Origin of the sequence: Pedobacter nototheniae (assembly GCF_032678625.1) — a bacterium.
In the GTDB taxonomy this organism is placed as follows: domain Bacteria; phylum Bacteroidota; class Bacteroidia; order Sphingobacteriales; family Sphingobacteriaceae; genus Pedobacter; species Pedobacter nototheniae_A.
Genome location: NZ_JAVTSO010000008.1, coordinates 87,447 through 113,571 on the forward strand (window position 1 = coordinate 87,447; position 26,125 = coordinate 113,571).

General features: G+C 37.7%; 22 protein-coding genes and 1 tRNA gene. 20 read left to right on the forward strand and 3 right to left on the reverse strand.

Annotated features, from left to right (window positions below; all coding sequences use genetic code 11):
- The first annotated feature begins 3 nt into the window (after window positions 1-3).
- The 16 genes from R2Q77_RS19245 (at window position 4) to R2Q77_RS19320 (ending at window position 17,141) form a co-directional block, all read left to right on the forward strand.
- Window positions 4-2,460, forward strand: a complete 2,457-nt coding sequence (locus R2Q77_RS19245; RefSeq protein WP_316805336.1) for a TraG family conjugative transposon ATPase — start codon at window positions 4-6, stop codon at window positions 2,458-2,460.
- 9 nt (window positions 2,461-2,469) lie between these two features.
- Complete coding sequence (locus R2Q77_RS19250; RefSeq protein WP_316805337.1) at window positions 2,470-3,207, forward strand: conjugal transfer protein TraI; 738 nt, start codon at window positions 2,470-2,472, stop codon at window positions 3,205-3,207.
- On the forward strand, window positions 3,194-3,886 hold the full coding sequence (locus R2Q77_RS19255; protein ID WP_316805338.1) for a hypothetical protein: 693 nt from the start codon (window positions 3,194-3,196) through the stop codon (window positions 3,884-3,886). The genes R2Q77_RS19250 and R2Q77_RS19255 overlap by 14 nt, the downstream gene beginning before the upstream one ends.
- Complete coding sequence (locus tag R2Q77_RS19260; protein ID WP_316805339.1) at window positions 3,873-4,547, forward strand: TerB family tellurite resistance protein; 675 nt, start codon at window positions 3,873-3,875, stop codon at window positions 4,545-4,547. The genes R2Q77_RS19255 and R2Q77_RS19260 overlap by 14 nt, the downstream gene beginning before the upstream one ends.
- Window positions 4,548-4,553: 6 nt before the next feature.
- A complete protein-coding gene (gene traJ, locus R2Q77_RS19265; protein WP_316805340.1) occupies window positions 4,554-5,753 on the forward strand; it encodes a conjugative transposon protein TraJ in 1,200 nt (399 codons plus the stop codon).
- A gap of 30 nt (window positions 5,754-5,783) precedes the next feature.
- Window positions 5,784-6,398, forward strand: a complete 615-nt coding sequence (gene traK / locus R2Q77_RS19270; RefSeq protein WP_090993256.1) for a conjugative transposon protein TraK — start codon at window positions 5,784-5,786, stop codon at window positions 6,396-6,398.
- A gap of 258 nt (window positions 6,399-6,656) precedes the next feature.
- Window positions 6,657-7,709: a conjugative transposon protein TraM gene (gene traM, locus R2Q77_RS19275; protein WP_316805341.1), complete on the forward strand. Its 1,053-nt coding sequence runs from the start codon at window positions 6,657-6,659 to the stop codon at window positions 7,707-7,709.
- Window positions 7,710-7,781: 72 nt separating this feature from the next.
- Window positions 7,782-8,762 (forward strand): hypothetical protein, encoded by a 981-nt coding sequence (locus R2Q77_RS19280; protein WP_316805342.1) that lies wholly within the window; start codon window positions 7,782-7,784, stop codon window positions 8,760-8,762.
- Between the two features lie 98 nt (window positions 8,763-8,860).
- Window positions 8,861-9,037 (forward strand): histone H1, encoded by a 177-nt coding sequence (locus tag R2Q77_RS19285; RefSeq protein WP_136877740.1) that lies wholly within the window; start codon window positions 8,861-8,863, stop codon window positions 9,035-9,037.
- Window positions 9,038-9,508: 471 nt separating this feature from the next.
- Window positions 9,509-10,186: a hypothetical protein gene (locus R2Q77_RS19290; protein WP_316805343.1), complete on the forward strand. Its 678-nt coding sequence runs from the start codon at window positions 9,509-9,511 to the stop codon at window positions 10,184-10,186.
- Window positions 10,187-10,248: 62 nt separating this feature from the next.
- Window positions 10,249-10,455: a hypothetical protein gene (locus R2Q77_RS19295; RefSeq protein ID WP_316805344.1), complete on the forward strand. Its 207-nt coding sequence runs from the start codon at window positions 10,249-10,251 to the stop codon at window positions 10,453-10,455.
- Window positions 10,433-11,488, forward strand: a complete 1,056-nt coding sequence (locus R2Q77_RS19300) for a DUF932 domain-containing protein (RefSeq protein WP_316805345.1) — start codon at window positions 10,433-10,435, stop codon at window positions 11,486-11,488. The genes R2Q77_RS19295 and R2Q77_RS19300 overlap by 23 nt, the downstream gene beginning before the upstream one ends.
- Before the next feature lie 790 nt (window positions 11,489-12,278).
- Window positions 12,279-12,575, forward strand: coding sequence for a hypothetical protein (locus tag R2Q77_RS19305; protein WP_316805346.1), 297 nt, complete (start codon window positions 12,279-12,281; stop codon window positions 12,573-12,575).
- A 6-nt stretch (window positions 12,576-12,581) separates the two neighbouring features.
- The gene (locus R2Q77_RS19310; RefSeq protein WP_316805347.1) at window positions 12,582-13,433 is read left to right on the forward strand and encodes a Kiwa anti-phage protein KwaB-like domain-containing protein; all 852 of its coding nucleotides are present in this window, start codon (window positions 12,582-12,584) and stop codon (window positions 13,431-13,433) included.
- Between the two features lie 268 nt (window positions 13,434-13,701).
- The gene (locus R2Q77_RS19315) at window positions 13,702-15,588 is read left to right on the forward strand and encodes an ATP-dependent nuclease (RefSeq protein WP_316805348.1); all 1,887 of its coding nucleotides are present in this window, start codon (window positions 13,702-13,704) and stop codon (window positions 15,586-15,588) included.
- Window positions 15,588-17,141: a UvrD-helicase domain-containing protein gene (locus tag R2Q77_RS19320; protein WP_316805349.1), complete on the forward strand. Its 1,554-nt coding sequence runs from the start codon at window positions 15,588-15,590 to the stop codon at window positions 17,139-17,141. The genes R2Q77_RS19315 and R2Q77_RS19320 overlap by 1 nt, the downstream gene beginning before the upstream one ends.
- A 353-nt stretch (window positions 17,142-17,494) precedes the next feature.
- Here the strand turns inward: R2Q77_RS19320 and R2Q77_RS19325 are convergent, their stop codons facing one another.
- Together R2Q77_RS19325 and R2Q77_RS19330 are read right to left on the reverse strand one after the other, a co-directional pair.
- Window positions 17,495-18,781, reverse strand: a complete 1,287-nt coding sequence (locus R2Q77_RS19325) for a site-specific integrase (RefSeq protein ID WP_316805350.1) — start codon at window positions 18,779-18,781, stop codon at window positions 17,495-17,497.
- A 227-nt stretch (window positions 18,782-19,008) separates the two neighbouring features.
- Window positions 19,009-19,081 (reverse strand) — tRNA-Lys (locus R2Q77_RS19330).
- A gap of 371 nt (window positions 19,082-19,452) precedes the next feature.
- On the opposite strand from R2Q77_RS19330, the gene abc-f reads away from it, so the two are divergent.
- The 4 genes from abc-f (at window position 19,453) to R2Q77_RS19350 (ending at window position 23,368) form a co-directional block, all read left to right on the forward strand.
- On the forward strand, window positions 19,453-21,039 hold the full coding sequence (gene abc-f / locus R2Q77_RS19335; RefSeq protein ID WP_316805351.1) for a ribosomal protection-like ABC-F family protein: 1,587 nt from the start codon (window positions 19,453-19,455) through the stop codon (window positions 21,037-21,039).
- A gap of 91 nt (window positions 21,040-21,130) precedes the next feature.
- Window positions 21,131-21,763 carry a TetR/AcrR family transcriptional regulator gene (locus R2Q77_RS19340; RefSeq protein WP_316805352.1) on the forward strand — a complete coding sequence of 211 codons (633 nt, stop codon included), beginning with the start codon at window positions 21,131-21,133 and terminating at the stop codon, window positions 21,761-21,763.
- 264 nt (window positions 21,764-22,027) lie between these two features.
- The gene (locus tag R2Q77_RS19345) at window positions 22,028-22,438 is read left to right on the forward strand and encodes a putative quinol monooxygenase (RefSeq protein ID WP_316805353.1); all 411 of its coding nucleotides are present in this window, start codon (window positions 22,028-22,030) and stop codon (window positions 22,436-22,438) included.
- Between the two features lie 57 nt (window positions 22,439-22,495).
- Entirely contained in the window at window positions 22,496-23,368 is an 873-nt protein-coding gene (locus R2Q77_RS19350) for a TraB/GumN family protein (protein WP_316805354.1), read from the forward strand.
- A 269-nt stretch (window positions 23,369-23,637) separates the two neighbouring features.
- On the opposite strand, the gene R2Q77_RS19355 is transcribed toward R2Q77_RS19350, so the two are convergent.
- Window positions 23,638-26,022, reverse strand: a complete 2,385-nt coding sequence (locus R2Q77_RS19355; RefSeq protein ID WP_316805355.1) for a TonB-dependent receptor domain-containing protein — start codon at window positions 26,020-26,022, stop codon at window positions 23,638-23,640.
- Window positions 26,023-26,125 lie beyond the last annotated feature (103 nt).

The window sequence follows — 26,125 nt, forward strand, 5'->3', positions numbered from 1 at the left end:
TCAATGGTAGAAGCAAAGAACATATTGCCCATTTACAAGGTTGAGAATGACGCCATTATTTCGATGCATGGCGATGTAACCATTGCTTACAAAGTGGAGCTTCCAGAAATTTTTACCCTATCAGAAAGGGATTACGAAGCTTACCATCAGACTTGGGTAAAGGCGATTAAACTATTGCCACAGCATAGCATTTTTCTAAAACAGGACTGGTTTACAGAAGCTAAGTACAAGGCTGATTATACCAGCGAGCGCAGTTTTCTTTCCCGTAGCAGTGAGGTATTCTTTAACGAACGACCATTTTTGGATCATGAATGCTATATTTTCCTTACCCAGAAACCAAAGGATAGAAAGCTATCAAGTTCTGTATACAGTAATATCCTTCGCAAATCCATTGTACCTAGCCAGACCATTTCAGCATCTCTTTTTAAGGATTTTGTGGACAGCGCAGGGCAGTTTGAACGTATACTGACCGATAGTGTATTTGTTGGACTGAAAAGGCTGAACGATGATGAACTGGCTGGAACTGCTAACAACGCTGGCATCATAGAAAGATATTGCTTTTTATTGAACAAGAATAACCAACCAATGATCCGTGATATCCACGTGAAAGATGAGATCGTAGTTGGCGATAAAAAAGTTGAACTCTACACGTTATGTGATACGGAAAATATGCCTGCACTTTGCGGAAGTCGTATAAATTATGATAAGTACAGTACCGATAGGAGCAAGTTTTCCGTTGGTTTTGCAAGCCCATTAGGTTCACTCTTAAATTGCAACCATATCTTGAGCCAATATGTTTTTGTATCAGATGTGCAGAAAACCATCAAAAGATTGGAAGCCAAAAAGCTCCGTCTACAATCCTTATCTGCCTATTCGAGAGAAAATTCAATTTCCGGAGATGCCACAAACGACTTTCTGAACGAGGCAATTGCCCTGCAACGATTACCTATCAAGGCACATTTCAATGTATTGGTATGGTCGGAAGACCAAGAAAAAAGCAGAGACCTTAAAAATCTCGTATCGTCGGCAATGGCGCAACTGGATGCAGTTGCCAAACAAGAAACCGATGGTCAAGCTCAAATCTGGTGGGCTGGACTTCCCGGAAATGCTGCCGATTTTCCTATGAACGATACCTTCGACACTTTTATAGAACAGGCAACCTGCTTTTTCAATCTGGAAACGGGTTATCGTTCTTCTCTCAGTCCATTTGGATTACGTTTAGGTGATCGCCTTTATGGTAGACCTGTACATGTAGATATTTCTGACGAACCGATAAGGATGGGCTTTACCACCAACAGGAACAAGTTTATTTTGGGGCCAAGTGGTAGCGGAAAATCATTTTTTACCAACCACATGATCCGTTCCTACTATGAGCAAGGGGCTCACGTGGTATTGGTGGATGTGGGACATAGCTACAAAGGTTTATGTGATCTGGTAGGTGGCTATTATTTTACCTACACCGAGAGTGAACCCATCAAATTTAATCCATTTTACCTTTCTGAAGATGATGTACTGGACACCGAAAAAAAGGAAAGTATTAAAACGTTGCTACTAGCTTTATGGAAGAAAGATGATGAAAATTTCAGGCGTTCGGAATATGTAGCCTTATCAAATGCATTGACGCTTTACTTTGCCCAGCTTGCAAACAGACCTGATATTTTCCCTTGTTTCAATACCTTTTATGAGTTTCTGACAAATGAATACGTACAGGTATTGGAAACAAGCAAGGTAAAGGATAGGGATTTTGATATCGATAATTTTCTATATGTTCTCAATCCTTACTACCGTGGCGGCGAGTTCGATTATCTGTTGAACGCATCTGAAAATCTGGAACTGTTGCACCAGCCCTTCATTGTAATAGAGTTGGATAACATCAAAGACCATCCGATATTATTTCCTGTGGTTACACTGATCCTGATGGAAATGTTCATTTCAAAAATGCGTAAGCTCAAGGGCATACGTAAGGTTTTGCTAATTGAAGAATGCTGGAAAGCCATTGCAAAAGAGGGTATGGCAGAATACATCAAATACCTCTTCAAAACGGTGAGAAAGTATTTTGGAGAAGCCATTGTGGTAACCCAAGAGGTAGAGGATATCATCAGTTCGCCGATTGTAAAACAGGCCATCATCAATAATTCAGACTGTAAGATTTTATTAGACCAATCCAAATACCAGAACAAGTTTGACGCCATACAGGAACTTTTGGGGCTGACAGAAAAGGAAAAGTCGCAGATACTTTCGATGAACAAAGCCAATGATCCCAAGCTTAAATACAAGGAAGTCTTTATTTCTCTCGGTGGCCAGTACAGCAAGGTTTACCGCACAGAAGTTTCAACAAGTGAATATCTCGCCTACACCACCGAGGAAAGTGAAAAAATACAGGTTCAAACTTATGCACAGCAATATGGAAGCATCCAAAAGGGTATAGCGGTACTAGCAAATGAATTAAAAAATAAATAATAATCAGTTATGATAACCATTCACAAAACTGGTGCGGTTGCCTGCATCAGTGCAATCAAAAAAGTTATGAAAAAGTACATGGTCATCCTTCCGGTGAGCGCCATGACGCTGTTTGTATCCATACCCGCAGGGGCAAATGCACAGATAGCCGTTTTGGAAGTCATCAAGGCAGGAGTAAAGAAAGTAATTAAAGCTGTCGACCTCAAGGTTCAGCGCCTTCAAAACGAAACCATTTGGCTACAAAATGCGCAAAAGGTACTGGAAAACCAGCTTTCAAAATTAAAGCTGACAGAAATAGCCGATTGGACAGAGAAGCAGAAAGAACTCTACAAAAATTATTACGAAGAGCTATGGAAAGTTAAATCGGCCATTGCCTATTACAAGCGAATTAAAGACCTGACCGAAAAACAGATTGCCATTGTAGATGAGTACAAATGGGCTTGGGGCTTGTTCCAGAAAGATAAACATTTCACCGCTGATGAGCTGGAACACATGAAGAAAGTCTATTCGGGGATACTGGATGAAAGTATCAAAAATTTAGACCAGATCCTGCTCGTGGTTAATTCATTTAAAACGCAGATGAGCGATGCCAAAAGACTGGAAATCATCAGTGCTGCCGCCGCTCAAATGAATACCAACTTTAGCGACCTAAAATCTTTCAATACCCAAAATAGCCTGTTGAGCATCCAAAGGGCAAAATCGTTGGATGAGGTAACCATTTTAAAAGAATTGTATGGAATTCAATAGACAACAACAATGTAGTTATAGCCATAAAGGTATGTCTGTATCGAAACCAATCAGCCTTTTAGGGCTAGTATTTCTATTACTTTTTGTAGGTACAAACGCTTTTGGTCAAACCTGGGGCGAATTCTTCAACCAAAAAAAAACGCAGAAAAAATACCTGCTCGAACAACTTGTTGCTTTGAAGATGTATGCAGGCTACCTCAAGAAAGGCTATGATATTGTCGGCAGTGGAATAGGTGCTGTTAGGGATATAAAGAATGGCGAGTTCAGTTTGCACAGCACCTTTTTTTCCTCGCTCAAAAGCGTCAACCCTGTCATCAGAAAAAATGCAAAAGTTTCCAGTATCATTTCTCTGCAAGTCTCCATCGTAAAGGCTTTTAAAGGGCTTGGTATTAATGATGAACTGAAACTTTCTGACAACCAGTACATATTAGGTGTAAAGGATAGGGTAACCGATGATTGCCTTGATGACATAGAGGAACTATTACTGGTTATTACTTCTGGAAGGCTGGAAATGAGTGATGATGAGCGGCTAGAAAGATTGGATGGCATTTATGAAAGGATGCAGGAAAAAGCTGCATTTGCGCAAAGCTTTACTGGCGAGGTAAAACTGCCCATCCATCAAAGAAAGAACGAACAAAAATCCATTAACCATTTAAGAGAAATTTATGGAAACGATTAAAATAATTAGAGTAAAGGGTGTAAAAAGCACTCTTTATTTAATACTGACTTTATTGTTCATCTGCCTTTCATCTACGGTTTTTAAGCTAAAGGCACAGTCTACGGAAGTGCAACAACTCTTACTAAATGTAGAGAAGCTTAGCCAATTAAAAAATATCCTTTCTGATATGAAGCGTGGATATACTATTGTTGCCAATGGCTATAATGCAGTAAAAAATATTTCACAGGGCAATTTCTCCATACATGAGGTATTCCTAGACGGTCTGATGCTGGTCAATCCAGAAATCAAGAAATATGAAAGGGTTGCGGATATCATCACCTATCAGCAGCATTTGATTTCAGAATACAAATCTGCCTACAACCGTTTCAGAAATGACGACACTTTTAGTCCTGAAGAACTAAGTTACCTATCCGGTATTTATGGGCGGCTTTTCGATCAGAGCATCAATAACCTGGATGAACTTTTAACGGTGATCACCTCTTCAAAACTAAGAATGAGCGATGATGAGCGTTTGAGGGCAATCGACAGAATTTTTTTAGACATTCAGGACAAGCTCATCTTTTTAAGAAGTTTCAACAAAGAGGCGAGTATACTGAACCTGCAAAGGCAAAGGGAGAAATTGGATATCAATGCCACCAGAAGATATTATAACCAAAATTGAGCTGTGATGAAAAAAGCAATTATGTTATGCATTGGGGCATTTGCCCTGCTCTCGCCATTGGGCTCATATGCACAGGGCATATCGGAAACACTAGGTGGAATGCAACCCGTTCTTGACAGGGTGTACAGCGAGATGTTGCCATTATGCAGTCGGCTTATCGATGTGGGCAGGGGGATAGCGGGATTTGGTGCGCTATGGTATATCGCCAATCGTGTATGGCGCCAGATTGCCAGTGCCGAACCCATAGATTTTTATCCATTGCTCAGACCTTTTGCATTGGGAATGGCAATTTTGATGTTTCCCTTGGTCATTTCACTAATGAATGGAGTATTACAGCCAACTGTTTCGGCAACTGGAAAAATGGTAAGCGATAGCAACAAGACCATCGAACGCCTGCTTAAAGCCAAGGAAGCAGCCATTAAAAAAAGCAAGCATTGGCAAATGTATGTTGGAGAAAATGGGAGTGGAGACCGTGAAAAATGGTTGAAGTATACTTTTCCGGAACAAGGTAGTGAAGGTATATTAGATGGTTTAGGACATGATATCCAGTTTTTTATGGAGAAGCAGTCTTACAACTTCCGCAATTCCATCAAGCAATGGATGAAAGAAGTTTTTGAGGTGCTTTATGCGGCCGCTTCACTGTGCATCAATACTGCAAGAACGTTTTTTCTGATCGTTCTGGCCATTTTGGGACCTCTGGTATTTGGTTTTGCGGTATTCGATGGTTTTCAGAATACCTTAACGGTTTGGCTGGCAAGATATGTGAACATATTCTTGTGGCTTCCCATAGCTAATATCTTCGGAAGCATCTTGGGAAAGATACAGGAGAACATGTTAAAACTCGATCTTTCGCAAATCGAACAGCAGGGCGATACCTTTTTCAGCGGAACAGATACAGCTTACCTCATATTTTTGCTGATTGGCATCATAGGCTATTTTTCTGTGCCGAATGTGGCAAACTACGTAGTCCATGCGGGTGGTGGAAATGCTATCCTACAAAAGGTAAATGCGATCATTAGTAGTACCAACAGTACGGGAATGAAAACCGCATCATCTGGAGCTGGAATGGCTGCAGATATGATGGGCAATGCTTACCGTAATATGCAACAGGGTTATGCTGCTTCCAGTAATGGCGATTATCTGCCAGATCAGACGCCTGGACAGCATCAACACGATAAGCTGAGTGGTAAGGAAGGAAAATCATAATCTTAATAGTAACACCTAATCTATTTACCCATGTTCAGTCAACTAAGAAATATAGATACCGCATTCAGGCACATCAAAAGGTTCAGTCTTTTTCTGATCATTGCCTGCATTACCATTTCAGGATTTGCCATTTACAAGAGCTATGAAATGGTTGGTAAAGCACAGGCAAAAGTTTACATTCTTGCCAACGGAAAAGCCATAGAAGCTTTCAGTACCGAACGGAAAAGCAACCTACCTGTAGAGATCAGGGATCACGTAAAAATGTTCCACCACTACTTTTTCACCCTTGATCCTGATGAAAAGGTTATCCAGCGCAACATTAGCAAAGCTCTGGAACTATCAGACCAAAGCGCAAAGAAAAGTTACGATAATCTGAAGGAACAAGGTTTCTATAGCAACCTGATTTCGGCCAATATCTCACAGGAAATAACAATTGATAGTGTTCATCTTGATATTGAACAGTATCCTTATTATTTCCGCTGTTATGCTACCCAACAGCTTATTCGTTCGAGTGCTACAGTAAACAGAAAACTGGTTACCCAGGGGTATTTAAGAAATGTCGGACGCAGTGATAATAATCCTCATGGTTTTTTGATCCAACGCTGGGAAACTTTGGAGAATAGCGACTTACCCTTAAAGCCCTAAACGTATGAAACTTTTTAGGAAAAACAGTACATCAATTGGCGGCGATGCGATTGCCGAGAAAATTGCCCAAAAGATTATCGATAGGCAAAGGATATTAGCCAATTATCTGAACAGAAAAACAAGGAACATTTCTGGCAAGTTATGGATGGCTATTCTGATAATTTTTTGTGCGGCTTTTGGGTGCTATTGTACATTTCTGCTCATTAGGGCGCTAGGCTGATTTAATCAAATACAGAAAAATCATTTAAAAATAAGATTATGGAAACAATCAACAAAAAGGACAAGCGGAAACAGCTTCTCATCATTCCGTTACTTATCATCCCATTTTTGGCACTGGGATTTTATGCGATGGGCGGGGGTAAAGGTAGCGGTGCAGATCTTCAAAAAGGTCATCGGGAAATCAATGCCGACCTGCCAGATGCAGCTTTCAAAAAGGAAGAGCCAACTGATAAAATGGGTTTTTATAAGCAGTCTGATACGGACAGCTCTTACATTAAGGAAAGTGTAGGGGATAGTAGCCTTAATAGGATTAATGCCCGTTTGGCCAGAAATAGAGACCAGCAGGATATAAGGACTGATGCCATTAATCAGAAGCTGGAAGCTTTGAACAAAGAGATCAATCGTACAGAAGAGCCACGTTCAAATCCTAACGCTCAATCAAAGGGTAGGCAGGAAGCATCCATCAAAAACGATGTTGACAGGTTGGAAGCCTTGATGAAAACAATTCAATCTGAAAAAGGAGAAGACGTGGAAATGGCACAATTGAGTGGGATGATGGATAAGATCATCGCCATTCAGAACCCTGAAATCGCTCGTTCAAAAGAACAGCTGAACTCGGTTAGGGACAGCCAGTTCAGAGCTGTGCCAGCAACGATTGTAGAAAATCAAAAGGTGGTTCAGGGAGCAACGGTTAAGTTACGATTGAGTGACAGCGTTCGGCTGAATGGTCAGTTAATTCCAAAAGGACATTTCTTGTTTGGAACCTGCAACATTACCAATCAGCGCTTATTGCTACAGATTAAAAATATCAGGCTGGGAACTTCTATTGTCCCCGTTGATCTGACGGTGTATAGTCTGGATGGAATGGCTGGTATTCCTGCACCAGAAGCTGAATTGACAGGAGCAGTTAATGGTGGTGCAGACGATGCACTGCGAAGTATGCAGTTTCTTTCCATGGATCAGTCTCTAGGGGTTCAAGCTGCTGGAGCTGGGATTGATGCCGCAAAATCCCTTTTCAGCAAAAAGCTTAAAAAAGTAAGGGTCAAGCTCAAAGCTGATTATCCTATACTCATCCGCATCAATAAAAAATAAGCATTTAATAAATTTTAAACTGGGATAAACCTGAACAAAACAATTTCAGAAAATCCCAATAACCAATTGATTATGAATCTGAACAATTTGGAAAATCTCAAAGAAGAGATGAAAAATCTGGGCTTCAAGGATAAGCTCATTGAGAAAATGGAAGATAACATGAGAAAAGATGTTCCCGAGTTTATTCTTCACGACAATATCCCAGCAACAAAAGGACAAGTTGATCTTGCACTTCATTTTAAGCAGTCTAACCAATCTGATTTCTATTACTTTAACAAGTTTACTGTTAGTCATAACCAAGGTAAACCATTGGAGGAAGGTCAGCAGTATATGGTCATTACCAAAAATGAAGAAGGAAAAAATATCGTTAAGAAATACGAAAATGTGAGCGATGCACTTGCTTTCTTTAAGGAACAGAAAGGCAACAGTGAACTTGCGGTAGGAAAAGATGCCGCCAATAAAGTAATGGTAGCCAGCATGGAAAATGGTAAGGTAAATTATGTAGCAAAGGAGTTCAACCGTACCTATTATGCAAGCCCTGCAACCCAGACCATTTGGCTGGAGCGTGGTAAAGGCTTTACAGCTGAACAAGCCGCCAATTTGATACAAGGTCGTTCGGTCTATCGTGATGACATGATGAATATGGGCGGGGAGACTTATAAAGCTTGGATTAAATTGGATTTTGATAAGGGTAAAGACCGTTTTCAGAATTACAGCATCAACCAGTACCATGACCCGTCCTATGGTTTCGATATCAACAAAGTTCTTGATAAATTTAACATCAAGGAGCTGGAAGATCCTGCGAAGAAAGTGCTTTTGGAAGCATCATTGCGCAATGGCAACAGACCGCTGGTAACAGTTGAAAAGGAAGGGCAGGAGGTGAAGGTATTTTTGGAAGCTGTACCGCGTTACAGCCAGTTGAATATGTACGCAGAGAACGGTAAGCCAGAAAAAAGGGAACAGTTTTTGAAAGAGACTGCACTTTCAAGTAAGCAGGAAAACACTAAAGGTCAAGAAAAGGAAATGAGCGAGAGCCAAGGGGTGAGGAGATAATTTAATATCCTAGTTTTTTGTACTTGTAGATTTAATAAATGTAAATAATGAAATTGCTGAAAAGCAATTCAAACCACTAAAATTTAATTTAAAATAGCATGGAAAAATTCACAGAATTAAAGGCGCTGATCGCATCAGCAGAAGCAGATGCCACTGCATTTTTTGAAAAGAACAATAAGGCAGCTGGAACAAGGCTAAGGAATGCGTTACAGCAGACAAAAGCTTTGGCACAGGATATACGTAACGAAGTTACCGCCAAAAAGAACGAAAAATAAACAGTAAAACTGTTTTGGGTAAATGCCTGACTGGAAACGGTCAGGCATTTTTTTTATGTTTTTTTTCAGGTTTTATGCTCTTAAATCACTTATTAAATGACAACTCAGCGGTAAAACCGCTTTGCTCGTACCTCGCTTCAGCCGATTTTCCGCATGTATGCAACAATGGCTTCGTGCCTCGCCAACGTTGCGCTTTCTGATACATCATATCAGCATTCATCTTCCATAAACTTTTGGAAAGATCAGGGTAAAAATTCCACCTAGGCTTTTTGTTGCAAAATTTCTGAACAAGCCCTTTGACGTCAAGGCCAGGCCCTACGGGTTTGCTGAAAAAAAATCTTCCTCGCTCGCTGCGCTCGGAGCGTATTTTTTTTCGCAAAGCCTTGCCTTACAAAGGGCTTGTGTCAGGAGCGGTGGTTTAACAAAAAGCCAGGAGGCCCTACCGACTGGATTTATAAAAAAGATAGCCACATGATAGCAACAAAGGACAGAAGCCCACCCACCCAAAGCGGTACAGCAAACAGCGACCGCCTAAAAAGGACTGCCCCAATAGGGGAAATTATTCAAATCATTATCAATAAAAATTTAAAATCAAAAGTTATGAAAACTGCACAATTAAACGGTTCAGCCGTAAATGGAAAATCAGAAGTTAAAATTAGTCAACCTGTAAACAATAGTACAGCAAATAAGGTAGAGACAAAAGCCGAAGAGGTTAAGGACATTGCACAATCAATCGATTTGAAAAATGTGGAACAGGTAAAACCGGAAGCAGGAACGCCAGCAGTAGAGCAACCAAAAGTTGAACCTACCAAGATGGAAATCAAGGAACAGTTAAAAGAAGAAAAACCCGCCCTTAATTTAGAAAAAACCATCAAATTGGCATTGGATTTAAACCGCCGTATCAATCAGAGAGGTAAATTATTGGAAACAATAAACACCTTGGAAGCCTTTGAAGTAGCGCAAAAAGATGATGCAGATGAAACAGATACCAACTTTTTTCAAGGCTGTACCCTTACCCTTGAAGATGATAAAGGGAGGGAGTTTACTACCAAAAACCCTTTTATCATTCGTGAAGTGGCAAGCAGGGTAAACGCTTTATGTGTTGATAAATTGGCTGAAATCGAAGGAGAAATTTTTATTCCTGCCTAATCCTAACTACGCCCTTTGCATTTTGCAGGGGGCGTTTATTCATTTATCAAAATCCAAAAAAAATGAAATACGAGACAATATTTATTATGGCTCGGGTGGCAGTTCATGCCGACCATATCAATTTGGGGGATATCGTACACGAAATAGAAACCCAATCTAAACTAACATTAAGCGATACCGCTAACATCAATATTTTAGAAACTGAAATTTTGGTTTCACGAGTGAGGAACATTAAAAATATCAACCATGGCACACAACCTAAATTATAACCAAAAAACAGAAAAGTATAGCTTTTTTAGCGTAAAGGAAAAAGCCTGGCATGGACTGGGGCAGATTATAACCGATTACCCTACCAGTGCTGAAGCGATAAAACATGCAGGACTAGATTATCTAGTAGCAAAAAGAAGTTTGATTACTTTTTCTGAATACATCGACCAACAGGGAATGCTAAATAGTATTCCTGATATTGAGGTAGATAATTTTTATGCAAACGTAAGAACCGATACTAAAGAAGTTTTAGGCGTTGTCGGCAAGGATTACAATATTGTACAAAACGTAGACGCATTTGCCTTCTTTGACAGCATTGTAGGTGGTAAAGATGGAATACTATATGAAACTGCAGGTGCTTTAGGCAAAGGGGAACGAATTTTTATTACGGCAAAACTGCCCGACTATATCCGTGTAGGTAGGGTGGACTGCATTGAAAAATATTTGTTTCTAACTTCCTCCCACGATGGATTTGGTAGTATTACTGCATCTTTTACCCCTGTTAGAATTTGTTGTCAAAACACCTTAAATGCAGCACTAAAAAATCATACCAATTCGATTAAGATACGCCACACGGCAAGCGCACAGGAAAGGCTAAAACAGGCACACCAACTTTTAGGAATTACCAACCAATTGGCTAACGAATTGGAGGAGGTTTTTAACCATTGGTCGAAAGTTAGGATTACGGATAGGCAGGTTAAAAGATTGGTTCAGTTGGCAATGGCTCCAAATAAAGGAACTTTGAACAACCTTAAAACCAATAAACAGGATGATTTTTCAAGTGCATATACCAATATAGTAAATAATGTTTTGGAATATGCGTTAACAAGTCCGACCCAGCAGGAAGTGAGTACAAAAGGAACTGTGTTTGGTGCTTACAATGCGGTGACGGGTTATTTTCAAAATGTAAGAAATTATAAAGACGATGAAAATAAATTTAAATCAATCATGTACGGAACTGGTTTACAAAGAAGTCAAACTGCATTTGATTTATGTAGTAGTTTTGCTAAAAATGGCGTAGAAGCGTTAAATTAAGCTGTAATAGCATATAAATGCCCACTTCATTAATTAAATGGAGAGGGCATTTTTATGTCGGCGCCTTAAGTGCTTTAAATGTTTTTCTAAGGGACTGGATGTAAATTAATTGAGGTTTAATTATAATTGAATTACTTGGTTGCAGATTTCGGAAGGGGTGACCATATCATTTCGACGAGTGGTATTATATTTTAAATACAATCACCGGCATCTTCAAAGAAAAATGTATCCTCAAAACTACGCTAGAGCCAGAAGATTGATCTAGGAGACAAACCACCTATAGACATGCCATCACATAAATGAAAGGAAGAAAGAATTTTTAGGACTTATCAAATCCAAGCTACCTGCAGTTAATCCATTAATTTATTCAAGGATGAATGGAATGAGGTGTTGAACTAGGATTTGAAAGGAGGCTCGATTTTAATCAATGTATTAAACCGATCCGTAAAAAAGATAATTACCTAAAAAATTTTATATTTAAAAAAAATAAAAATATATGCTCTCTAAACCCCTACAATTTTATTTAGTATTGATTGGGTTCTCCCCAGTTGCTTTAGTGTTCGGACTGGTTGCTGCGGTCGATTTCCTAAAGCACTATGACCTCCATTTTCTGCCTATCAGCAAAGCAAGCCTTTTAACTGGACTGGACGTTTTTTTTCAGGCGGGCGGCTTGTACCTTCTAAGTTTTATACTACTCATCCCATTGACCGCATTGCTGTTGAAAGCAATTCGAAAAAATGCGGAAGTGAGGCCAATTGAAGCAAAATCAATTAAAAGTTACGATTTTCAGATGAATACAGTCTATTTAAGCTACATTCTGCCATTCGCCAAATTTGCGCCATTGGAGTGGAAAGGGATTTATACCATTGCCTTTCTTTTTATTCTGCTTATTATTTCTTGGAGTAACAGAAGAACTTATTCAACCAATGTATTTCTTTCGGTTTTCTTCAGTTATAGGCATTTTGAAGTGCAAACCAAAGCTGAAGTTACCTACATTATGATGAGCAAAAGACACCTGATTAATACCAAAGATATACGGGCCTACATCAAACTCGCTGATTTTATCATTCTAGATCCTGAAAAATAAACTGATATGTCAAAAGCCATCAACAATTTCTTCTCTATACTAAAAAACGGTGAAGTCCGTAAGATAAGCCTCTCACAACAACTAACCAGGGAAATAAAGGGTACATTTCTAAAGGGCAGCTGGATGTTAGACAATAATACCGTTAAAACAAACTTTACCGGGGAACTGGTGCCAAGGGAGGAGGAGGTCGTATTTGTCAATCTTGACCTGCCTGATAACATCACCCATGCAGCGCAGAATCCAATTGGTACCCAAGAACTCCAACTGGATAAAGACGAAATTAAAACCCTTTTCTGGTATGATGATGGGAATTATTATTTCCAGAACTTTGACAGCCGGAAACTGCTCCGAAACAAAAGTGTTTTATTCTTTGGGGGTAATACCTATAACAAGCTCGATACGAATGCATTCATTGTCGATGATACCGTTAATGCAGTATACTCCGAGGGAGAATTTTTGTTCACGTCCTATTCCAATGCCAATAAAATTTTTCCGCTTGTGGAGTTTTTCGAAGCTGCCACCAATGAAGACCTGGAGGCTTTTGCAGACCTAGATAGTATAGTCATTGATAAAACCTGGCTTTTGGACAATGTGAACATTACTTTGAGAAAACTCATTACCTATACCAAGAAAACTGGCGTACTTAGCCAGAAACTTACAAAAAAAATCATCAAAGGCGGTAAGGACTTCGATATTGAAATCGTTCAGGTCGACGGAAAAATAACCTTTCCAAGCCAGCTTAGCCAATGCCGTGCAATGCTTGAATATCTAAATGACCAGTATTACCATGGGGTGGTATCAGGCAAAAAATATAGAACCAATTCCAAGGCAGAGTTTAAATCAAAACCCGTTAATTAGTGGGAAATAAAAGCCCTGTTCATAGCAGGGGCAGGGTTTCACTAAGGAAATCACCTATTATTTTAACTAATTCCTTGTCAGCATTGATGTTAAGAGTTCTAAAACCACCACCTCTTTCCGTATTTTTGTAATAGGCTAATCTATTTCAATTATAAGTTGATGTTGTAAATTAAGAAATATAAAGAAGATGTTTTCGATACATTTAAGTATAAGTGTTTCATTTTGAGACAAAACTTCAAACCGACCAAACATAAATTAACTGCTCTAGATGTACATTTCCAAACTTGTTATAAAGAATTATAGAACCTTCAAAGATTTTACAATTAATCTGAAACCTTTAACCCTAATTGTGGGGGAAAATAATATTGGTAAAAGTAATCTTCTGGATAGCATAGGTCTGATATTTAGTCAGGATGTTTCTTACCACAAAAGAAGGTTCCTAGAGGTTGCGGACTTTAACTATGATGTAATTCTTGAGCTTAAAAAGGCTGTGTTAAATAATAGTGTGCATGCCAGCCAGATTGAATTTCCAAAAATTATCATACAGGCGACTTTAACTGATTGGGATGCCGATCAAGGAGCTGTCGTTGCTGACTGGTACGAGGCGAATCTTACCGATGCTACCTTAACCTACGTTTTTGAACCAAATGCACGTTTCAAATCCGAGGAGGAAATACTTGAACAACGAACATTCCTGGACAATTACAAAAAGGAAAATGGGGATACTTTTTTCAATGCCTTACCCGAACAGGCCAAACTAGATCTGGTCAACTTTCCCATCTCAAAATACTATTATTACATATACGGAGGGCCATCGGATGCTTCGCAAGCAAATCCGTTTTTTCTAAATCAATTGAAGTTTGAACTATTGGATGCCCTACGTGATGCTTGCACGGAACTGGTGGCAAGTCATCATAGCAAACTGCTTTTTCGCGTATTGAATTCAAAGCCTGAAAATGAATATCAGGATCTTAAAGGTCAGCTTGTAGGTCTCCAGTCAGCGATAAAGAACAATACGGCTTTGCAGGATATCCGGCAAGGCATCGCTGATCAATTGGATAAGATATCACTTGCGACGGATGATGTATCGAACGAAGTAGACCTGCTATTCTCTATGCCTGATGTCGCTGATATCCTTAAAAAAATCAGTTTGATTTATGGAGAGAATCCTATAAAAATTGAACGAAATGGTACTGGACGAAATAACCTTCTTTACATTTCCCTAGTATTATCTTATATAGAGGATATTACAAGAGCAAACTGCGTTTATTTCAGAGTAGTCGGTTTGGAAGAACCAGAGTCTCATCTACATCCAAACTTGCAAGATCATTTGGCACACAATATTGAAGATATGATACTGATGCCAGACCCTGCCGCCCCTAATAAAAAGATCAATCGGAAAGATATTCAATTACTGATCACTTCTCATTCTACGCATATCACCACTAAGATTGATTTTGAAAATACCTTAGTCCTATATAGAGATGGAAAATCGATAAGATCACATTATATTTTATCTGGATTTGGTAGCAGTGCCCTCGCATCAAAGCGAATACGTTATTTGAATAAATACCTTGATGCTGTTAATGCAAATCTTTTTTATTCAAGAAAAATCATTCTGGTAGAAGGGATTTCTGAAAAATTGTTGGTTCCTACTTTCTTTAGACTGCTTACCGGACATTCCACAGAGAAGTCAAGTTGTTGCGTGATCAGTGTAAACGGACTTGCTTTCAGTTATTTTTTAGAAATTATAAAAAATGGGTTTTTTCAGAAATGTACGGTCTTTACAGACCGTGATAGCGACACGCAGAAAGAGGATCGTGCAGAGAACCTAGAAACCGCTTATAATTTGATTCCACAGATACATATTTCAATCAGTGGAACTTCTACTTTTGAAAAGGATTTAATTGCTAGTAATGCAAGCGGTGCTGGACGTGAATTGCTTTTAAATGCACTTAAAATTGTAAGACCAACATCTGGTAAGGCGTTCATTAATAAGTTGGGTAATGCTGTTATTCCTGTTGACGATTACTTCGCACTGATACAACATTTCAAATCTGAGTTTGCCTACACGCTTATGCTTATGCTCGACGAAGACCCAGCTGGTTTTGTTATCCCAGATTACATCTCTGAAGGAATTAAATTTCTTGACTGATGGCCAAATCAAAAATTGCAAAAACATCTCTCGTTATCGCTGGACCTGGTGCAGGTAAAACACACAACATGGTTGAGGAGATTATCAGTCATCTGCCTCAACTGCACCCATGTCGATTTATGGCAGTTGTCACACATACAAACTCTGCAACGAACAATATTAAAAAGAGGCTTGCAAATAAAATTTCTGTTCCTCCAAACCTCTTCGTTGGAACTATTCATGCATTTCTTAATAAGTTTATCGTAATCCCGTTTTCGAGTTTTGGTGACAGAAAAGTCGGCATCGATAAGATGTTCATGCAGTTTGGAATCAACGACCTTTTCCAGCAAATCGAAAAGGATAAGCCAAAAGCGCAACGCTGTAGTACCTTCCAGGAAAAAGCAACAGTCAAAAAAAACATAAAAAACTCAATGAATGCCAAAGGATATATTACTTTCGATCAAACTCTTTCGATTGCAAAGGAGTCTATGGAAAAAGATAAAATATGTCAATTGGTCGCCAATCGTTTGCAATTTCTCTTCGTCGATGAGTTTCAAGATACCGGAACCGAGGTTTTCCTAATTTTGGAACGATTAAGAAAGCTTAACCTAACCAAGATTTATTGCGTGGGAGATCCTGAACAATATATTCTTAGTTTTGACTCATCAATAAAAATGTTCAACAACATCCCGATTTTGAAGGCTGCGACGAGTTCTAATTACGATGTGCAGTTCAACTCAAGTAATTTTCGGTGCGGGTCGAAAATTGTTACCTTTTTGAACCATTTTAATAAACGGGTATTGAACTCGGAGGCATTTCAGCAGATAGCCAAGTCTAAAAATGATGCACCATCAGTGGCCGGATACGATGTGTTATTTATCAGGGAGACCCTAGATGTTAAACCTATTGTGGAGAAATTCAATGATATCTGTGAACAGTCAAGTATTGTTGTCGGCAACCGGTGTCTGATCGCTAAAAGTAACGCCGTGATTGCAAAAATAACTGCAGTTTTAAACAACCGTTATATGAATCCAAAGAAGGACAGCTTTTCTTCTCCCTTCAAGATAATACAGGATGTATTGTTGTATACTTTGGGGCTGAATAGTTCTCAATTCTGCAAGAAACACGGCTGGACACCACATGACTTACGCAAGTTAACGATCGAACTTTTTCACCAAATCCGTAAAGGTGCAATCGCGTCAGAAAATGCGTTTGGAAATTACATTAAAGATCACCACGATTTGATTATGGTGGAAAAGCTAACCGTAAAAATTGAGAACCTAAAGTTTGACTACGTAGTTTCCGAAGACAACAGTAATGTGATGACGGTTGCCAACATTCATACGATTAAAGGAATGGAGCATGAAGCAGTTTTAGTAATTGCTCGTAACGAGGAGGAACTATTGGGATGGATTGAAACCGATAGAATCAAAAGAGACGAAGATAAAGATGACGTTTGCAGGCTGGGATATGTTGCCTTTAGCAGGGCAGAAAGGTTGTTGTGTATTGCTTGCCTAGAAAACGTATCTTTAGAAACGCAAAGAATACTGAATAAGCTTGGCGTTCTTTTGTAAAACTAAAAATCGATATACTTTCGAAAGTTATTTATGATTTATTTTGAGATGATCGATAATTAGCTTCCAAATATAGGCGCATCTGAATATCCTAAAGCATTTAAATTATAACCAAATTAGGTAGTATAACAAGGTTTGAAGTCAGGGAGAAGTACAAAAGTATTTGCTTATCTATCTACAAATTTTTTGTTTTATTATAATCTGGTCAAGGCGATTTAACTTAGAATCTCCTGATTTTTGATACCTAACTAAATGATTTTTCTATCCAAATACTCAATTCTAGGCTCAATAAGCATTAACAAGCAACTCAAATGTTTAAACTATTCATTTTGATCGGTACTTAAATTAATTTATTAAAAAGCTTTTTTTAATTCTCCTGTTTCATCAAATAATATACTTTTGGCTTCATTCATCTTTTTTCCTATCCTGCTTTTCTTTACTCTGGCATATCTTTGAGTAGTGCGAATATTTTTGTGTCCTAACATCTTACTTACATCCTCTAATGGAAAATTCAGAACATTTAGCATCATATCGGCAAATGTATGCCGTGCAAGATGACTATTTAGTGGTCTTCCAATCTTGCATATATCAGATAATTCTTTTAAATAGGAGTTATACCTAAAGTTGCTATTTACTGGAATTAAGCGATTATGTACTTTACAATAAGGATGTTTTTTATACTTTTCTATTAGTTCACCAATAATTGGAAGTACCGGAACCATCTCTGTAACCTTAGTTTTTCCACGTTCTTTTACCAACCAAGGTTCATTTTCAGATCCAACATATATGATATGCTCATAACTTAGATTATAAATATCCTGATAAGCGAATCCTGTGAAACATTGGAATATGAATGCATCCCTAACTTTAGCCAAGCGTTCAATACCAATCTTTTTTCTCCATAATTTTTCTACTTCAAAAATTTCAAGAGGTATTATCTCTGGATCTTCTGAGCCACATTTGAATTTTGTAATTGGATTCTTTGAAATCCATAAGTTTGTCTCCGCTATATTTAATATCTGCTTTAAATTTTTAATTTGTTTCATTGTAGCGGCCTCTTTCAATGTCGGAGTTCTTTTTACTGCAAGATATTTATAGAATTTCTGTGCGAAAGAATATTCAATATCCAATAGGCTAAGATCGGTTACCTTAAATTCAAACTTTAAAAACTCAGATATTTTCTTTTGAGTTGCTTTCCATTGTTTTAATGTCTCTTTTGATCGTAATTTCTTCTCTACTAATTCACTGAAGTCTTTAATATGTATTTCAATTAATTCTAATAATAAAGGTATTTTATGTTCTTTTACCTCATGCTTTTTGCCATCAATAGGAAAGTTATGGTAAATATTTTTTAGCATTAATGGGCTAACAGAATCATACTGGGTTTTTAAAACAGTAAAATTAACTTCGAGTGAGCTTTCAATGTGATTAAGTGCCGAATTGATTTTTTTAGAATCAGCCGACCTTGTTACTTTTTTTGCTTCAACGTCCCAGTCCGCAATATGTACTTTTTGGGATGTTGAAAATTCTTCATCTTTTCCATCAATAGAAATCCGACAGATAATAGGGGCAAGGCCTTTTGAATCGGCTTTTGACTTACGGTGCCAGAATAGGATTTTTAGGGTTTGGTTACTTTTCATTTCTCAATCTTTTAGTAAAACATTTTATTTGTTTTCAGATTGTTCTTCTTACTTTAAATCAATTTGATCAGGTATGACTGGTGCCCAAATTTACCGATTACAATTGGGCACCAGTTAGGGCACCAGTTTGTATGGTTTAAGATGGTTTGAAATGACTTATTATTTTTTCGGAATTGCGGTTTAAAATATCTTTTAAACAGAAAAGGCGCAATTTCTTGCGCCTTTCGTGATCCCGCTGGGATTCGAACCCAGGACCACTACATTAAAAGTGTAATGCTCTACCAGCTGAGCTACGGAATCATTTCCTTTTGTTTAAGGAGGTGCAAATATAGAAAATAATATATATCGTGCCAACACTTTTTATGATAATTTTATGTTAATGAAACTATACGCTTGGTTATAAAATAAATAGATTTTCATTTACGGTTAAAAAGCCATTTTCTTCTGGCTTAAAACCGTCAGGAAATTCGAAAATAAGTCTCTAATGTTAAGATTAAACTTAAAGATGTTGTTATTTCTTCTCGTCATTGTGGTCTTTTTTAAGTTTAAAATTATTTTTATCTTTGCATCGCTAATTAAAACCACAGGCATAATGTAATATTTAATTTCTTTCAGGACAATTAAAGGCGTTTAAAAGCGCTCAAATTATTCATCTTTTAAAGAAAGAAATTATGCTTATTCTTCAAGATATTACATACATACACCCAAATAAAGATTTATTGTTTGCTGATTTAAGCATTAGCATTAATAAACAAGATAAGATTGCTTTAATCGGCAATAATGGCGCTGGAAAGTCTACGCTTCTGAAAATCCTTGCCGGAAAGTTGAATCCATCATCAGGTAATGTTAAAAGTGCTGAACAACCTTATTATGTACCGCAGCTGTTCGGTCAATTTAATCATTTAACAATTGCACAGGCGCTTCAGGTTGGGGATAAATTAAATGCTTTAATGCAAATTCTGGAAGGCAATGTAAACGATGAAAACATGACTGTGCTAAATGATGACTGGACCATTGAAACGCGTTGTGAAGACGCCTTGAAGTATTGGAAACTGGAAGGATTGGATTTAAATGAACAAATGGATTCACTCAGTGGCGGACAAAAAACTAAAGTTTTTTTAGCTGGAATTATGATCCATCAACCAGAAATTGTTTTAATGGATGAGCCTACCAATCATTTAGATTTATGGAGTAGGGAGATGCTTTACAATTATATAAAATCGAGTAAAAGTACGATGGTTGTGGTAAGTCATGACCGAACATTGTTAAATCTGCTTAACACAATTTATGAACTGGATAAAAATGGAATAACCGTTTATGGAGGCAATTATGAATTTTACGTAGAGCAGAAAGGAATAAATCGGGATGCTTTAAACCAGGATTTAAGAAATAAGGAAAAGGCGCTTCGAAAGGCAAAAGAAATAGAAAAAGAATCAGTGGAACGGCAGCAGAAATTAGATGCCCGGGGAAAGAAAAAGCAAGAGAAGGCTGGTTTACCCACCATTTCTATGAATACGCTTAAAAATAATGCAGAGAAAAGTACTTCAAGGATAAAAGGTGTGCATATGGAAAAAATAAATGAAATTGTACGTGAAATAGGGCAGTTACGGGGTAGTTTACCTGATTTAGACAGGATGAAAGTTAATTTCGACCACTCATTGCTTCACGCTGGAAAAATACTGGTGAATATGATTGAAGTAAATTTTAGTTACGGTGACCAATTTATATGGAAAAAGAATTTAAATTTTCAAATCAGAAGTGGCGCACGCTTAGCAATTAAAGGTTTAAATGGAGCGGGTAAAACCACGCTAATTAAAATGATACTGGGCGCCTTGCAACCTCAAAAGGGAAACATTGAAAGGGTAGAAGTTACCGCAACTTACGTAGATCAGGATTATTCTTTAATTAATCCGGAATTAACGGTTTATGAGCAGGCAGAATATTTTAATTCTGGTGTACTGCAAGAACATGAAATTAAAATCAGACTGAGTCGGTTTTTATTTACCAAAGAATATTGGGGTAAAACCTGTCGCTTTTTAAGTGGTGGAGAAAAAATGCGGTTACTACTATGCTGTTTAACCGTAGGTAACCAAGCACCAGATATGATTATTTTAGATGAACCAACCAACAATCTGGATCTTCAAAATATAGAAATTCTAACTTCTGCCCTTAAAGAATATAGAGGAACGTTACTAATTGTTTCGCATGACGAATATTTTCTAAGGCAGATTAATGTAGAAGATAAAATCGAATTGTAGCTTTAAACAATAGATAGCGGCCATCTAAATAAAAGTTAAAGACTTTGAATATATGCCTGAAATGTTGCATTTTGCACCTAAATACCTGTATATGTCAAGGAAAATTACTGATGGCCCCGTTAGAAATAAAGAAAGAACAAAGAAAAAAATATTAGATTCTTTGGGCGAAATTTTGAAGAACGATGGTTTTACCGATTTAAGTTTAAGTAAAGTTGCCACTAAAGCAAATGTAGACCGCAGGCTTATTTACGATTACTTCGGTGGCTTTGATGGCATGATAAAGGAGTATTTAAGCAGCAGGGATTATTGGAAAACCAGCCCGGATGATGTAGCTGCTATTGTAGAAAGCAGTAAGGAAGACCATGGCAAGCATATGGCTTATACATTAGTCGAAAAGCAGTTTGATGCCCTAATGGAAAACCCTGAAATACGCCAGATTATTAATTGGGGACTAAGTGAAAATTCAATACCTTTAAAAGAACTAAATCTGCAGCGGGAACATTTGGGAGAGGAGTTTTTTACCCAGATTACCGATGGACACTTTAAAGGAAAGGATAAAAATATAAGGGCAATTGAAGCCATTCTGGTCAGTAGTGTTTATTATCTAACGCTTAATGCCAATATGAATGAAAGTACAATGTGCGGCATTGACGTTAATCAGAAAGAAGGGGAAGAAGAAATTAAAAGAACAATTAAACAAATTATTGACTGGGCGTATTCTTAAACGAGCAGCTGTTATACATTACTTATATACAGGTTTTTTCAAGTCTTCTGCAGCTTGTAATTTTCAATCTGAATTGGCCTCTATGCAGGGTGTTACCGCACAATTACAAGCGCATATTAATATGAGCATAAACCCAGGCATTACAGAAGCACAATTACTTAAGGCATTTGAATTGATTGAAAGTACGTAAATACAGCGCAGGCTAAAATTGCTCATGATGTTCTTTCGAAAATTACCTTAACACAGCAAAAACAATAGCATACAATGAAAACAACATATAAAATACGGGTTTTGCTCTTGGTAACACTAACTGTATTTTGCAGTTATAATAAAATTTACGCACAGCAGAAGGATCAAATGGTACGAATTTCTGAAATTGAAATTAAACCTGGTTATCTCCAGGAGTATAAAGCAATATTAAAAGAAGAAAGTGAAGCATCTATTAGGCTGGAGCCAGGTGTGATCGCTATTTTTCCAATGTTTCAGAAAGATAACCCAACACAGGTTAGGATACTGGAGATTTATGCGGATAGAAAATCATATGAATTGCATTTAAAAACACCACATTTTCAGAAATATAAAACCAGTACACTTAATATGGTAAAAGCATTAAGGCTTGTTGATATGGATGTTTTAGATACAGGAATGATGCCTTCCCTTTTTAAAAAGCTGTAATATAACCAAGGTGGCTTTTAAACAGTAACTTCAAATTTTTTATTGTAAAATAAGTTTATGTTTAAATATATCATCAAATCACTTTTAGTTTTATTATTATACTCATGTAACCTGGCCTATGCCCAAAAAAAAGAGTCTGTTCTTTGGGAGATAACCGGCAATGGCCTTAAATCAAAATCGTACTTATTTGGAACATTCCATACAGTAAGCGTTAAACTTATAAATCGCTTTCCCGAAATTAAAGCGGCGATTAACAGGTGTAATGTAGGCATATTTGAAAAATCCGCAAACTCTATTGGAGCAGTTGCTGATGCAGAGATTAAAACCCCGCCATTAGATTCTGTTTTTACCAAAAAAGAATATTTACTGGTAGACGATTTTTTTTCAAAATCTCCCTTTGGTAGCATTAGGCCACATAACAACGAGGCCTCTTTGCTTGCAATGCTGCAAGCAATCATGATGCTGAATAAAGAACAAACAAAAAATCAAAGCTTGTTTTTTGATGAATACATTCAAGCCTATATGATTGACAGTTTGAGTAAAAAAACATTTGGCCTCGATGAACCGATTGAAATGGCCGAATCTGCAAAAAAAACAGATTACAAGTCTATCGCTAAACTTATTATTTATTTAATAGAATCGAAAGCTGATATTGATACACTTGGTGGCAATGCGTTTTTTGATGAGCCGCTTTACATTCAATCTATGCAGGCAGATATGAAACGATCTGAAGAGGTAAAAGTTATTGGCATTAAAGAAGGAACAGTGGTTAGAAATCAAATATGGCTTCCCAAGATTATCAGTAAAATTTCGGAAGACTCCAGCTTTATTGCCGTGGGTTTAGGGCATTTACAATATAAAACCGGGTTAATTACATTATTGCGTGCTCATGGATACACATTGAAACCTATCCATTTAAAAAAGTATTAATATTCATTTTAGTTCCGCTTTAAAAATGATTAGAGATAAGAATGGTAAATCCGTTTTGCTGAATATTGATAAAGCTAACTTAGATTGACCATTTTGTTGTCAGAAAACATAACTAAAAAACCAACGCTTCAGTATTTCATATTAGTTCTAATTAAGAAAGCGTAAACTATTTGTTTACGCCTTTGGATGAATATTACTAAATAGAAATTTTAAGTCTGAAGTCGTTTCAGGATTAATATGGCTTGCGCATACAGCTAATTCTAAATTGGCTACTGCGTGCGTTTTTTTTCCTCTTCACTTGCGGTACTTCTTTTTCTGGATGCTGTAACATTATTTCCCAATCGATAAGAGAAACTGAAGGTGGCATTACGGGTGTCTGATTTTTCATAAAACCCATTTCTTTGGTTCTCATAATCTACATCAATGCGGAAAGCATTGCCATAAAATAGATCACCGCAGGCTAATCTAAATGTACCCTGTCCGTGTAGTATTGTTTTGCGTATTCCTGCACTAACATCATAGGTTCGAGCAAGCTTATATATTCCCTGAACGGTGGGAGAGGAATACCAGGCACTGATCTCTGCTTTTAATCCTAAATTTTTGCTCAAGGTGAATGCATGACTGCTGCTCAGGTAAACTCCAAGCGCACGGTAGTCATAACTCGCTTGCAGGTAACCTGACCTTTCCTGCCTGCGAGCGGCTTGTATATCATTGTTGATTTCCCACCAGGAAGTTGGATTTAATGGAAAGGAAACGGAGACTCCAATTTCCTGGCTTAGATCCAGATTGGCCTGGGTGTCATAAAATATTTTGCTCTGGTTGTCCTGAACGCTAATGTTGCTAAAATAATTTAACGTTCTGCGCAGGTAAACGGAAAGATTGTACTTTTGTTTGTAGGTGTAACCTAACTCGCTGTTATAGATGGTGGCAGGTTGAAGGCCAGGATTTCCTTCTAAATAGGTATAGGGACTGGTATATGATTTGAAAGGATTCAGTCTCCAATAATCAGGACGATTGATCCTTGAATTATAAACGAGGTTTAACTCATGGTCTTTACTAACTTTGTAAATGATGAAAAGGCTTGGGAAAAGGCGGAAATAATTGTTTTTATTTGTTTTTGCCAGACTAAGCGAGGTACCTCTGGTATTGGTATATTCTCCACGAAGCCCTCCCTGAAAACTCCACTTGCCCATCTCGCCATTTGCACTGGCATAAAATGCCGCTGTATTTTCTTGATAATTGAATTTATCGCTGAGTTCCTGGACAAGTACAGGAACTTGAGTTGATGTATTAAAAAAATCAAGACTATTTTTTGTGGTAATGCTGCTGTATTTTAAGCCTGATTCGATCTTCCAGTTCTTTGAAACTGGATAAGTGTAGTCCAGTTTTCCGGAATAAATATTAATGTGTTGGCTTGCAGGGGTAGAAATATTATAGCTGTCAGAGAGGATGTTTCCGTTAGGTAACATCGAATGGCTAATAACATGCTGATTATTGTTGTTTCGGAAGGGCACGTAATCTATATCCAGGTTTAGACTTTGCCCTGCAGTATCAATCTTAATTTTATAGTTAAGGTTGAAACTAAATTGTGCCGTTTTACCCGTGCTGAGGTTATTGGTTTCCAACGTAGAATCGGGCAGGGTTTTATGATTGTTGAATATACTTGTTTTTGTATTGTTCTTTATTTGGTTCCTTCCGTTGTAACCATTAATTAAAAACCCAATTATCTGCTTGCTTGTAAGGTTATAGTCTGCACCAAGCTTGTAACTATTGGCATTTCCAGATCGGATTCCGAGTTTTTCATTTTGCCAATTGGCATAGTTTTGTGGGGTTTCAAAGATAATGTATTCTGTCTCGGTATGGTCTTTCTTACGATCAGAATAGCCGTATGTGCCATATACATTAAGCTTATTATTTCTTAAATTGAAGATTGCCGCAGAATTATAACTTGAATAGCTCGCCTGTGTATATCCGCCAGAAAGGGTTGCGCTGAGGCCATCTCCCTTAGGTTTTTTTGTGATAATGTTGATTATTGCTCCGCCCTGGGCATCATATTTAGCGGGTGGGTTGGAAATGACTTCTATCCGGGCAATGTTATCAGAAGGCAAGGACTGGAGGTAGGCAGTAAGGTTTTCTCCCGAAATTCTAAGTGGTTTATCATCCATGTAAATTACCGCGCCCTTATTATTTGCCGTAATGCCACCATCGAATTTAGTCTGGACACCTGGTGATTTTCCCAGCGCATCCCAAACGGTACCACCCGAAGCAAGGATACTGTTTTCTACATTAAAAATCACGCGATCGATTTTTCGCTCAATTAAAGGCTTTCCTGAAGTTATATTTACCTGTTGCAAGGTATTAGTCGCCACTGTCAGCCGTATGCTAATGGAATCCATTGGTAAGTGGATAGATTGCTCCATTCTTTCATAGCCGACTGCGCTCGCGGATAAAATATAATTTCCATTAATTAAATTCTTGAAACTAAATGATCCATTTTTAGAGCGTTCTGTTGCCACAATTTTATTTTTCTGACTCAGGGTCAAGGTTACGGCATCAATTGGATGAGCATTGCTATCCACAACAATACCCTTGAATAATTGGGCAAAGCAAAATAATGGGGATAAGAAAATGATTAACAGTATATATTTTTTCATGCCTCAAATTTCGTAAGGGCGCATGTAAAGCATGGTTAATCTCGGTTAATTAAGGTTAAATCTTCAACTACATTCTCGATAACCGAATGGATTTACCGATTTT